The sequence below is a fragment of the Bradyrhizobium sp. WYCCWR 13022 genome (assembly GCF_030435535.1).
Classification (GTDB): Bacteria; Pseudomonadota; Alphaproteobacteria; order Rhizobiales; family Xanthobacteraceae; genus Bradyrhizobium.
In genome coordinates this window covers 15,383-27,690 of record NZ_JAUIZJ010000040.1, presented here as the reverse complement: position 1 = coordinate 27,690, position 12,308 = coordinate 15,383, and the positions used below count along the sequence as shown (strand labels likewise).

The 12,308-nt window shown below is 59.3% G+C and carries 5 protein-coding genes and 5 pseudogenes; 7 read left to right on the top strand and 3 right to left on the bottom strand.

The annotated features are described in order from the left end of the window. Positions 1 to 2,051 precede the first annotated feature (2,051 nt). Positions 2,052 to 2,940 (bottom strand): annotated as a pseudogene (locus QY049_RS35410) (IS110 family transposase). Between the two features lie 573 nt (positions 2,941 to 3,513). Here QY049_RS35410 and QY049_RS35405 point away from each other — a divergent pair. From QY049_RS35405 to QY049_RS35380, 6 genes and pseudogenes are all read left to right on the top strand, one after another. After that, a pseudogene (locus QY049_RS35405) lies at positions 3,514 to 3,719 on the top strand (DUF4337 family protein); the annotation flags it as partial. A gap of 955 nt (positions 3,720 to 4,674) precedes the next feature. After that, the gene (locus tag QY049_RS35400; protein ID WP_128929884.1) at positions 4,675 to 4,986 is read left to right on the top strand and encodes a hypothetical protein; all 312 of its coding nucleotides are present in this window, start codon (positions 4,675 to 4,677) and stop codon (positions 4,984 to 4,986) included. A gap of 131 nt (positions 4,987 to 5,117) precedes the next feature. Next, on the top strand, positions 5,118 to 6,032 hold the full coding sequence (locus QY049_RS35395; RefSeq protein WP_128929885.1) for a transposase: 915 nt from the start codon (positions 5,118 to 5,120) through the stop codon (positions 6,030 to 6,032). A gap of 217 nt (positions 6,033 to 6,249) precedes the next feature. Then, the gene (locus QY049_RS35390; RefSeq protein ID WP_237867165.1) at positions 6,250 to 7,176 is read left to right on the top strand and encodes an AAA family ATPase; all 927 of its coding nucleotides are present in this window, start codon (positions 6,250 to 6,252) and stop codon (positions 7,174 to 7,176) included. A 346-nt stretch (positions 7,177 to 7,522) separates the two neighbouring features. Beyond that, positions 7,523 to 7,703, top strand: a pseudogene (locus tag QY049_RS35385) (transposase); the annotation flags it as partial. Positions 7,704 to 8,707: 1,004 nt separating this feature from the next. Next, positions 8,708 to 9,164, top strand: a pseudogene (locus QY049_RS35380) (ATP-binding protein); the annotation flags it as partial. 474 nt (positions 9,165 to 9,638) lie between these two features. Here QY049_RS35380 and QY049_RS35375 read toward each other — a convergent pair. Both QY049_RS35375 and QY049_RS35370 read right to left on the bottom strand, forming a co-directional pair. Continuing rightward, on the bottom strand, positions 9,639 to 10,019 hold the full coding sequence (locus QY049_RS35375; protein ID WP_128929888.1) for a response regulator transcription factor: 381 nt from the start codon (positions 10,017 to 10,019) through the stop codon (positions 9,639 to 9,641). 56 nt (positions 10,020 to 10,075) lie between these two features. Further along, positions 10,076 to 10,747: a response regulator transcription factor gene (locus tag QY049_RS35370; RefSeq protein WP_164934295.1), complete on the bottom strand. Its 672-nt coding sequence runs from the start codon at positions 10,745 to 10,747 to the stop codon at positions 10,076 to 10,078. A gap of 776 nt (positions 10,748 to 11,523) precedes the next feature. Between QY049_RS35370 and QY049_RS35365 the strand changes: the two are divergent. Then, positions 11,524 to 12,270: pseudogene (locus tag QY049_RS35365) on the top strand (IS256 family transposase); the annotation flags it as partial. Positions 12,271 to 12,308 lie beyond the last annotated feature (38 nt).

The following is a 12,308-nucleotide window of genomic DNA, read 5'->3' as shown; positions in this document are numbered from 1 at the left end:
CGATGCCGTCTGGGGAGGGCGGCAACCATCCCATCTCATCTGGTGATCTGTGATGTGTCGGCCGGGCAAGCGAGTGATTCCTCTTGGCGGAAGAACCACTTGCATAACCCCGCCGGCCGCGATCACCAGTCGGCGCGGTCCTCCTCGGGATCGCGCCGACGCTGGGCTCGTAACTCCGGTCGGGCTACGCCCTCCCTCCGTCACGAGCCCAGCGAAACTCTCTCACCTTGATTGACGCTGCCTTCCATCCTGATCGTCGCGCGACACTAGGCGCCCGTCGGCGCGATTGACTCGATGTCCGCGAGCGAGTGTGGCCGCCGGTTGTCGCTGAACTGGCAGCAAAGAACGCTGCCTATACCGGGACGCGACTTGCACGAGCGGCTCAGGCGCCACAGTTTGCTCGTTTTGACCGATGGCGGCGACGGTGCGAGGAACGCGATGCTCCAGCTGAAGCGGCAGGCCTGCTGTAGAGTGAGGGCAGCTGTGCTACGTCTGATTATGGGATCAACACCAGAACGCAACTGACGTCCCCGTCTGTCAGACTCGGGACAGTTGTCGCACTAACATGGCGTCGCGACGCTCTCGCAATGGTGCTCAGAATCCCCTAACTCATTTATACGTGTCAGAACTGTCATGCTCCCGCCGATGGCATCGGACTTGCTGATCCTCTCCTTGAGAGGCTTGCCCGGAGCTACTCCGGGGAGGTTTATTTGGCCCTGGAGGGGAATTGTAAATGGCGGAGAAGGCGTGCTCGAGATGCGGTCGATATCAATAAGATCAGGCTACGCGCTGACCAATACGTCCATTATCCAAGATACTGTTCGACCGATCCCACCTTCGGGCGCTCACGACCGCCTAAAACGGTAAAGCATGGAGCGCGCGGTGATCTTGGCACTCTGCGTGGCCGCTCTCGCAGCCGGTGGAGTGCTGCTTTCGTTCGCCAAGCAAGCGCTATACGTCTTGGCATTGGGGTAGGAAAGTAGCGTAGCGATCATGTGGCTGTGGCACTTGATTGGCGGCAGCCAATATTTGGATCAGCAGCACTGGCTGCGCAGGCCGCCAGGCGGGAGCTTTTTGACGACATCTTGGAGCCGACTGTCGAAACGACCGTGATAAGGAGTCGAACGATGAGCAGCTGGAAGTCCCTATTGAGCTGTACGGTGGTGGGAGTCCTGATGGTTGTCCAGTTGGAGCTGGCGACGGCAGCGCCGATGCCGAGGAGTGTCGGAGTCGTGCAGGCCTTTCCTGGAGGCACGACCACGATGTCCCCTGTCTCTCACTGCAACTGCGAACGGAGGATCTCCAGTCTTGCAAGAGCCGAACTCTTCCGTGGCGCAAGTACGAGCGGCGGCTGTTATGGCCCTTATTGCGTATATGCGGAGCCGCCTTATGGATACCCTCCGGTCAGTTATGGCTGCAGTCCGTACCATACCGGCCCGCGGTCGTACCCGTTCCGCGCATATCCCTGCCACGGTTATAGGCACGGTTGTTACGGACGCCACTGTTGTTATCGCCAGTACGACTGCCCGGATTTGTGACCGACCGGCGAGACGAAACTGTCGGCTACTGGTGAAGCGGATCTATAGCAAGGAGCAATATAAATGACCCCGATGTATGGTCCGGCCGTGCGTTGCAAGTGGTTTCGCCGAGCTGGCGGTGAGCGGTCTTGCATCAATGTATCCGGCCTTTGATTGGAGCATTTGCTCCGGCCACCATGGATATCAGCGCGCGTGCGTTCTCGTTAGCGGACAGGCCTCGATTGGACCATTCGGGTCACCAGTGTTCGCATGCGCCGGGAAGACCGAACCTCCATCTCGTCTCATCCTCTCGCAGACCTCGGCTGGAAATTATTGATAGGGGCTTACGTCATCGCTTGCTCCTCATTTTGCTCAGTTCCTTTGTTCGAGCCAAGGGCCGTTCCTTCGTCCCGGCCCGCAGAACGTCGATCGCGTCGCGCGCAGGGGCGGTCAAGGCCAGCCGTCGCGCTTGGCTTGCGGCTGGCTCCGGCGTTGCCAGGCTGCGCCTTGACCGCGCCCAGCACGGCGCGAGGATCAAGCGGGTCGGACGCCTGCATCGTCAGTCCTCGTCAGCTCGAAGGCGCGTCCTTTGGCCAGCACCGCCCAGGCGATGCGGGCAAGCTTGTTGGCGAGCGCGATCGCGAGCACGTTGTGGTGCAACCGCCTTTTGGCGGCTTCGATCCAGGACTTGAGCCCATAACTTTCCCAGTTCTTTATCCTGACCAGCACAACGCACGCCGCCTGCACGAACAGAACGCGCAGGTAGCGATTGCCGCGCCTCGAGATTTTGCCGAGGATCGTGCGGTCTCCCGTCGAGATCTGCTTGGGCAAGCCAAGCGCCGAAGTCGCGGCCTTTGGAGAATACGTCTCCGGTGCCGATCGCGGCCACCATGGCGCTCGAAATGATCGGCCCGATGCCAGGCACCGTCATTAGGCGCGAGCATGCCTGATCTTGACGGGCCAATGCTTCAATCTCGCCGGAGAGGCCATCGATGCGCTGATCCAGCCGGTGCCAGTCGCCTGCCAGCTCCTCGATGACACGCAACATGCGTGGCGACAGGGCATCGGCGCGCGTCGCAAGGATGGTGGGCAGTTCGGTGCGCAAGAAGCCGATACCTTGGCGCACGGCGATCCCGCGCTCCAACATGAAGGCGCGAATCTGGTTGATGATGCCGGTGCGTTGCGATACCAGCCGCTCGCGCACCCGGTGCAGCGCCTGCAGATCCAGTTGCTCCGCGGTCTTGGTCGCCACGAACTTCATCGTCGGGCGCTGCACGGCTTCGGCAATCGCTTCGGCGTCATTGAAGTCGTTCTCCTGTCCCCTGCTATAGGGGCGGACATATTTGGCCGGCATCAACCTCGCATCGTGACCAAGCGATGCGAGTTTGCGGCTCAGGTGATGTGCGCCGACGCAGGCTTCCATACCGATCAGGCAACGCGGCAGATTTGCGAGCCGCGCCTCCACTTGCCCACGCGGTCACTTTTGACGCAGAACGATGGCGCCGCGCGCATCGTGGCCGACGACGTTGAACGAGTTCTTGCCGATATCGATGCCGATCACGGCGATCGCGGTATTGGGTGTCTGAGACATGGTGTGCTCCTTGTCTTTGCCGCCCCTTACCAGCTTCGCTTGCTGGCGGGGGCAGGAGGCCCATTAGCGGAGCTCGGAAGAGGAGGCGAACATGCCGTCGATATCGGGAGAATCAGGCTCCGCGATGACCAATATGTCCGTGAGTTTATTCGAACCTGATAACGACGTTCCAGGCGGCAAGCAATTGTAAAAGAGAACGCATGGAACACGTGGCGTCTAGGCACTCCGGGGCGTCGCTCTGTCGAGGAATGTCTTGGCCATCTCGCTGTCAGTCATGCAGGTATACGTCGGCATTCATCTCCAGTGCCGGATCGAGGTCTGCATCCAGGTGCATCTCCGGCGCCGACATGCTCCGGCAACACTATCCATGCCTGTTGCGAGTGACTGTCGAGTTACGAAGAACTCATGACCGCACATGGACGCATGGAGCACGCAGAGCATGCTTTGCTGATCGCCGTGCTGGCGCTATTCCGGTATCCTGGGCGATCTCGGACAAGCTCGGTAAGAGTGCACAAACCGAAGCGATCAGCAAACCTGTGGACGCCGTCATCGACTGGGCCTTGTTCATGGCCAAGACCAGCCGCCGCACAATGGTGGAGATGGTAGCTGAGCTGGAATCTCCTGCGGCGTCTATGTCACGCGTTCGCCGAGCTTCGACAAGCCAGGCCGATCGCCAGGACGGGCACTACGTTGGGGCCGGCAGCAATCACGCCCTCCCGCTCGATGCCGTCGGGAGCGCTGACCTAAGCGATGTCAGGTTGATACTTTGTGCCTCCGTTATGAAAAGGCTTGAATCGCACCTAGCGTCACATTGTACGATCCTGGAATGAAGTCGAGACCTCTGGTGAACCAACGCCGGCTACTCCTTAGCACCTGGGATGGCATACTTGGCTGTGGAGTTCTCGTATCTGTTCTAGTGGAAACCGGATGAAACGCGCGCTTTTGACTACGGCCGCACTGCTTTTGTTGGTAGGCACTGCTTCAGCCCGCACGCAAGAGGGCCCACCGGAAGGCGCGCAGGAGCCCCCCGCCCGGGAGACTCCCTGGGACCCTGATGACCCGGGTGCGGCGTGCCGCCGGGTGCCGGTTCCTTGTTCTGAGGAAGAGAGAATTAAACATCCAGGCCGGCTGATTTGCGGCCATCAACGGCGCGGCAACTGCCGCACCTGACAAAGAGAGCCCGCCGACGACCGTGCAACTTGATCGATCGGCCGCTATTTGGACTTGTGTTAGTTACCGCCGTCCACATCGAGCCTCGACGTCAGCACACCGAGGCCTACTCACCGCGCCGCAACCTAATCTCGGCAGAGGCTACACTTATCGATGCGGAGATTCCGTTCCGGACAGCAGGGACCATAAGAGCCCGTCGATGGGGATAGTGCTCTAGGGTTGGGTGATGGCTCCGCGACAGCTGCAATGTCGCGGTCGATCTCTTGCGCAAGCGAGGCCAGTTCGCTCCTCGCAGTATCCACGATCCATTGATCGAGACCGAAAGCATCTTTGCCCCCATAACAAAGCCGTGAGCCGTCGAGCGAGCTCGCCGGCGGTGACGAACTTGCATTCCAGATGACTACTGTCCTGACTCACAAGTTCGCAATCGTAAAATCGCATTGGATTCGCTTGGTTGTGCCAGAGCTGGGTGCTGGAATAGCGACGAAGGATTTGATGTCGGTCCAGCTACTTGCGCCCCTGATATTGAGCGATGATGAGCGTGCCGCACTGACGTCACTGACGAAGCGGCGGAACACGGCGCAGGCGCTGGCTCTGAAAGCCCGGATTGTGTTGACCTGCGCGGAGGGAGGACAGAACAAGAAAGTGGCGGCCAAGCTGCGCCTGGAGCGGCGGGACGGTAGGCAAGTCGCGCCACCGTTTTTGTAGAGCAGCGCGTGGCCGGGCTTCACGACGAGCCGCGTTCCGGGGCTCCGCGCACGGTTGATGATGTCCGAATCGAAGTCGTGACCGTGCGAACGCTGGAGAACTGCCCCGCCACGCATTGGAGCTCCCGCAGCATGGCAAAGGCGAGCGGTCTGTTGGTGTCGACGGTTCAACGCATCTGGCGGGCCTTCGGGCCAGCCGCATCGGATGGAGACGTTCAAGCTCTCGACAGACCCGTACCTACTGGCCAAGGTCCGCGACGTCGTCGGCTTTACGTCTCGCCGCCGCAGCACGCCATCGTCCCGTGTGTGAGCGACAAATCCCAAATCCAGGCTCTGGATCGCAGCCAGCCGATGTGGCCGATGCGACCTGGCCAGCCGGCCCGAAGGAGCCATGACTACAAAAGGCATGGCACCACCTCGCTGGTCGCGCCCTCGATATTGCGACCGGACGGGTCATCGGCAAGTGCTACCGACTTCACCGCGCCGCCGAATTTTGCAAGCTCCTCGACGAGACCCAGCCCGCGCCGGCTCGACGTCCATCTCGTCATGGACAACTACGCCACGCACACGACCCCGCTGATCCGGCGATGGCTAGTTAAAAGGCCGCGTTGGCATGTGCACCTGACCCCGACCAGCTCGTCATGGCTCAATCAGGAGCGCTTCTTCGAGCTCCTGACCGACAAGAACATCAGGCGCAGCGTCTATCGGAGCATTGCCGCCGTCAGGGCCGACATCGCTTCATTCATCGAACGGCACAACGCCGATCCAAAACCATTTCCATGGACCAATTCAATCGAGCGCTTCTGCCGATCCAATGCTCTGGTTCAGGACACTAGACTTGCAGCAGCACCCAGTGTGGGGCTCTGCGCATTTGGCCATAACGTTAATCATGGGCATGTACTCGAAGAGCGACCAAACACAGTTCGGCCCGCCGAACGGAATCGAGGCAAGAATGTGTCGACCCACGATCACGAGGATAAGTCTGGCCAGACCGCCCAACTGCTCGCAACGGCCAGGCCACTGAATGCCGAAGTGATACTTCATTGAAAACAAGAACGCCGCGGCATTGCTTGGTCGATTTCGGACAAGTCTGTCGAATTAGCCACACATCGGTGTCGCAACGGGTGAATACATAAGCCTTCCCTTCACCAGCCACGTGACTGCCGCCGGTCAGGATCGCGGTCGCTATACGGACCTCGTTTGCGATGGCACAACTATTGCTACCCCTTTACTCTGACACTCCATCTAACAATCGAGGAAGTACATGAAAGAGGCCTTCTCCGTAAACGAGAACAAGGACGAGTGCGTGGACGAGTGCGTCGACGAGTGCGTGGACCAGTACATGGATCACGAATTCCATCTTAATGCTGCGCTGTGGGCGCGGAGCGGCACGACCTTCCTCCCAGTCTCTGACGCTTCCTTGGAATTGCCAGCAGGTGCTTATCGCTGCCGCGAAAATAGTTGCACCGTTTTTTTCGAAAAGGTGCCGACTGTAACTGACACGCTCTTGAACTTGCCGGACACCGCCGCGGAGAGGCTTTTGGTCGAGTTCGACAAGTTCTGGGCTCTGCGCGAGGAGTACGTCGAGTACGGCTTCACGCACAAGCGCGGCATGCTCCTGTGGGGCCCTCCCGGTAGTGGCAAGACCTGCGCAATCGGACAAATGACACAGGTCGTTGTCCGAGATCATAATGGCGTAGTTGTCTTTATCGATCGCCCGCAACTGGCTAGCGCGTGTGTCGGTCTGCTGCGTCGCATTGAGCCCGAGCGGCCCGTGGTCATGGTTATGGAGGATCTGGACGAGCTCGTGGAAAGATGGGGCGCTGAGCACTTTCTTGCGTTGCTCGATGGCAACGCGCAAACTGCGAACGTGCTGCACGTTGCGACCACCAACCACCCTGACCGTCTGGACAGGCGCTTTGTCGATCGCCCTTCTCGCTTTGACACCATCATGGAAGTTGGTATGTCGTCCGCCCAGACCCGCCGCGCCTACTTCAAAGCCAAGGAGCCATCGCTTGACGATGCTACGCTCGACCGCTGGGTCGAGCAAACCAAACGCTACAATATAGCACATCTGCGAGAAGTCATCATTGGCATTAAGCTCTATGGCCAGAATGAGCGATCAGTGTTCGAAAGGTTGAATAGCATGCGTCAGAATCGCTTCGACTGCGAGAGCGAGGACAAAGAATGATGTCTTACTCCTAAGCTATGGCGACGCTGATCCTGTTTTAGGACCCGAATAGCTCGGCCGGAAGGTGGTGGCTCGGCACGCGTCATCCGGGTGTCAACTCGGGGGACGGACAATGGAGCCCTGCCGCCTGAGGCAAACGTACGCTACGCTCCATTGATCCTGACGAACCTCTGGCGGGGGTACGGTCACCCTGCGGCACGTTTCGTCGGGCCTTCCGCTGGCGCTACCGAAGCACGGACGCGTCGATCAAAACAGCGGTCTTCGAGCTTTGAATACCCGGGAAGGAGTACGTAGCTTGATCGTTCCCGTCATTAGTGTGACCGTCGCACTTCAAACATGATGCGGAGCCGAACCATGGCGGATGAGCAGCGAGCTTCTGTCCAAACTGCACGCAGGATACTCTATTTTACAAGGTCCTACTAACCCTTCAGCGTCGCCTTAACTCTTCGCGAAACGAGCAGGCGAACGCGCTGCTGCTTGCATCGGCCGTCAGCACAGCACGAACTGACGACGTCGCAAATGCCTAGTAACGAAAGGAGCCGGTCATTGCGCAACCCCGGCCAGCTCCACGGCCGGCCTTCTCCTCCGTTCCCCCCGGGGGCGAATTTGCACGGGGCAACCACCGCACGTTCGGGAGCCTCCACATACGCTCTCACCCTGACCGTCGCGCTAGGTCGTTCTCGATCCGATCATGAGAGACCGTGAGATATCGTATGGAAGAGTTCACTCCTGCGCGCCTTTTGCTTCGTGGTCTCAATCCAGGAGTGTATAACGATGCCTGCCCTGCGGGCCAGCCGAGAGGCCTCAATCAAAACCACGGCGCCAACTCGCCCTTCGCAAATGCGGCGAGCAGCTTCTCGAACCCGCGACGCGCGGTGCCACCACCAAAGCGACCGAGATCATGGTCGATCACGCTCACCTCGCTCCAGCCAAGCTGCCGCGCACCGTCACCTAAGCCTTACTGCCGGCGCGGTCCACTCGGTTGTTGATAACCTGGTCGTCCGCCGACTGACGAACGTGCACGATGGCCCGGCGAGGAGCGTGCTCAGGCGTGTTCTTGCTCACCGCTGTCCTCCTCATGTCGTTTGCGTCGGTCACCCCGTCGGTGAGCGATTCGGTAGGAAGCTCCTTCAACAGCTCCAGCGTTGCTGGCAAGTTTCAATCGGAATGCTGCTGCATCTTGGAGGGCTCTCGAACCGATCTCCCTGTGAGGTGACGCGCTCGCCACGACGACGTCCCCACAAATGGGACGAATAACCCTAAGAGGAGGATAAAACCGCGTCGACAAGAGCGCGCACCTCCAGCGACCGTCCACCGCAAGCCGCGGAGCAGGGATCAATCGGAAGGACGCGGTGGTGCACCGTCCATGCCGGCAGGAGCGTTAACATCCCATCAGGTTGCCTGATAACTAAATCGGTCTCACCCTCAAGCCGCTTGCAAGGTGACAACGACGACTAACGCTGCGCATTGCGGATGGAACGGGGAGGATCTCAATCGGGCTCCTAGACATCGGCCAACGCTGGTTGCCCCGGGGACTGGCAAGACTAACCTCGCGATCGCAATTGCCCGCAGCTGTGTCCGCGCTGGCGCCCGTGGCCGCTTCTACAAGGACGTCCACCTCCTCAACAGGCTAGGAGCCGAGGTCCGCGATGGCCGCCAAAGACGGCTCGCCGATCACCTGACCCGGTTGGACTTCGTTGTTCTCGACGAGCTCGGCAATCTGCCATTCGCCCAATCCGGTAATCAGCTCCCTGTTCCACCTCATCGGTCGCCTACGAGCGCACTCGTGCTGGTGACCACCAATCTGGTAGTCGGGAATGGCCGAGCGTCCTTGCGGACACACCAAGATGACCACCGCGCCGCTCGACCACCTGAACCTTCATTAGGATATTATCGAAAGCGGAATCGACAGTTGGCGCTTCAACAGTCGGGAAGAAGATCACGCCCGAACGCGCGCTCCCCGCGTCTCCGCAACCCCGAAATTGTGAACGTTAATCGACATTCCGACATTCCGAACTTGACGGCCACTTCTCGCCTTAGGGGGAAAACCATCGCATTCGCGTTCAAGACGCACCGCCCACCGAATCTCCCTTATTCGGCAATAGTCAGGAAGCGGACGCCGGAAGCGTACGACTCGCCCACGCTCAGCCTTTAGGGACCAGGGCCGAGAGTTAAACCCGCCGAAGATGTTCGGCGACCGCTTCATGATCAACGATGTGCGACTTCGCCCGAGCGCCTCAACTGGAAACAGCTTTCACTTGAAACTGCGCAGTAAGATGAGCGCGTCGGCAGGATTTGGCCGCCAAGATTAACTGCACTGAACATCAAGGAGCCTCCGTCAACGCACGCGTGCATCGCAATTGCAAGAGTTCCGATTAGGACGTAACGTGTACCGCGAGTGCAGGCGATTATCTCAGACTCACCAATTCCGTTGAGGTGCTTTCCGCAAAGAGTGGTCGCTTTCATTTCCTTGTGTCGTCAAGTCCTTCGAGCGCTGCAATGAGGCAGTTGATCAATGTCATTGTGGTAAATGGTTTAGCGAGAAGGCAAATACCGCCAGCTTCGATTGCGCGGGCGCGAACTGATCTCTCTGCATTGGCCGTAATGAAGATAAACGGCGTTTGACGACCGTCGTTTCGCATTTGCCGTAGCAGCTCAAGCCCGTTCATGAAAGGCATCTGGATGTCGGCGATTACACACGACGTGGCAGCCAGCACCTCCGAGCGTAGAAACTCTGGGGCGGATGCAAACACTTGAACGTCGTAGCCGCGAGAGGACAGAAGGTTGTTCGTGGCGGCACGAACGGACGGATCATCGTCAATGATCGAGATGAGATGAGGCATTATAAGCGGAAAGCCTTTAGCTGCAGCGCTATCCAACCGAGAGCCGCCGCTCGTACTCAGGTTTGCACGTTTCCATTTGAGCGGGACAGGCCCAGCAACTCAATCATTCTTATGAGATCGGCGAGCGACTTAGCGCCGACTTTGCGCATGGCTTGGCCACGGTGGACTTTGACGGTGATCTCGGCGAGGCCGAGCTCACCCGCTACTTGCTTGTTCAAGAGCCCTGACGCAACCAGCGTCAGAATATCACGCTCTCGCTGCGTCAGACCTTCAAAGCGTGAGCGCACGCCGGCTCGCATCTTCTCAAGCTCTCGCCTTTGTCGATCTCTTTCGATTGCAATCTGGACTGCGCGAAGCAAATCCCGATCGCGGAAAGGCTTTGTCAGGAAATCAACCGCCCCCCCTTTCATTGCCTGTACCGTCATTGGAACATCCGCATGACCCGTTATGAAAACAATTGGCGTATGCATATTCGCGCTAGCGAGACCGGATTGCAGCTCGAGACCGCTCAATCCAGGCAACCGAACATCGAGCACAAGGCAGCTCGGCCCCTCGGGGCGGTCCGCTTTTAATATCTCCGCGGCGGAGGCAAAGTCCTTCACTTTCAAACCCGCCGATTGGAAAAGGTTCGTAAGAGCCTTCCGTATCGAGGCATCGTCGTCGACAATCAGCACCACTGCTTCGTTGTGATCCGGCACCAATTGCGATGCTTGCAAGCGCTCGTTCACGTGCCATCCTTTCAAACAGAACCATGGCAAATCCAAAAAACCTAGATTCTCGGCCTTATAACGGCTCTGCTTGGTCCGGGATGAGGGCCGATTACTGCTCTCGCCCAAAACCTACGGACTTCCGATTATAGGCCCGCTCCGGTATACACAAGTATGACCCGGGCCCTCACTGCTTTCTTCTCGAGCTACCCCTCCGAATTCGGCAATTCAACCTGACGTAGAGAACAAAGCCGCAAACGAGCGCGACCAGCCCAGACTTCCCGCTCAGGACTTCGCCTGCCCGAAGATCACCGTGCTCCGATATTCCTGGCACACCTCGATCGACAGTACCACGTTCCAACATACCAGCAAAATCAACAACCTGAATCCTTGCCGCATGAGGTGGCAAGGTACCTTGCAGCCGCCACTTGGGTTGTACAGGTCGAGGCAACTTGTTTCAGCTGAAACGGCCTGATTGAGGCAGATAGGGCAAGCCGGCGCTCCTGCGACTACCCGCTGAGAGGCGAGCATTTACACCATCTTTGCTTGCATTGCGCATACGTCACACCTTTTGGCGTTGGATTCCGACGCGGTACTCGCAACTGGCTTACCTCCTTAATCTCGGAGTGACGAGAGTGGGGTCGTGTCCCAGGGAGTGGTGTAGCTCATTAGCAAAGCCGCTCGCGACGCGCGCTCCCCCATAGCGCTGTAGCGAGCGAGCGGCTTTGCGAGTGGTCACCGATGATTCGTCGGTAAGGTTTGGATTGCGACAGCCAACCTGACTCGAGGAACCACCGATGACCGACGACATGATGAACCTGCGCACGCTCGTAGAGAAGATCCCCGATGCTGATCTGTTGCGCGAGATGATCGGCTTTGCTGCCCACCGGCTGATGGAGCTGGAGGTCGAGGGCCTGACCGGAGCCGCGTACGGCGAGAAGAGCCAAGAGCGGCAGGTCCAGCGTAACGGCTACCGCGATCGGAGCTGGGAGACCCGCGCCGGCACCGTCGAGCTGCGCATTCCCAAGCTGCGCAAAGGCTCCTACTTCCCCGGCTTCCTGGAGCCGCGGCGGATGGCCGAGAAGGCGCTCACCGCGGTGGTGCAGGAGGCCTATGTCCACGGCGTCTCGACTCGCTCGGTCGACGACCAGATGCAGGCGAAGGGCATGAGCGGCATCTCCAAGAGCCAGGTGTCGCGGCTGTGCGGTGAGATCGACGACAAGGTGAAGGCCTTCCTCAACCGCCCGATCGAGGGCAATTGGCCCTATCTGTGGATCGACGCCACCTATGTGAAGGTGCGCCAGAACGGGCGCATCATCTCGGTCGCGGTGATCATCGCGGTCGGCGTCAACAGCGACGGAAGGCGCGAGGTGCTCGGCATGGACATCGGCCCGTCCGAGGCCGAGACGTTCTGGACCGCGTTCCTGCACAAGCTGGCGCGGCGGGGATTGCGCGGCGTCAAGCTGGTGGTCTCCGACGCCCACGAGGGGATCAAGGCGACCGTGGCCAAGGTGCTCAACGCCTCCTGGCAGCGCTGCCGCGTGGGGTCGTTGAAGAAGTGGCCCATAGATTCGCGCGATGC

Excerpts from the sequence above, each read along its gene's own strand:
- QY049_RS35400 (WP_128929884.1), top strand. The coding sequence starts at position 4,675 with ATGACTACTGTCCTGACTCACAAGTTCGCAATCGTAAAATCGCATTGG.
- QY049_RS35395 (WP_128929885.1), top strand. The coding sequence starts at position 5,118 with ATGGCAAAGGCGAGCGGTCTGTTGGTGTCGACGGTTCAACGCATCTGG.
- QY049_RS35390 (WP_237867165.1), top strand. The coding sequence starts at position 6,250 with ATGAAAGAGGCCTTCTCCGTAAACGAGAACAAGGACGAGTGCGTGGAC.
- QY049_RS35375 (WP_128929888.1), bottom strand. The coding sequence starts at position 10,019 with ATGCCTCATCTCATCTCGATCATTGACGATGATCCGTCCGTTCGTGCC.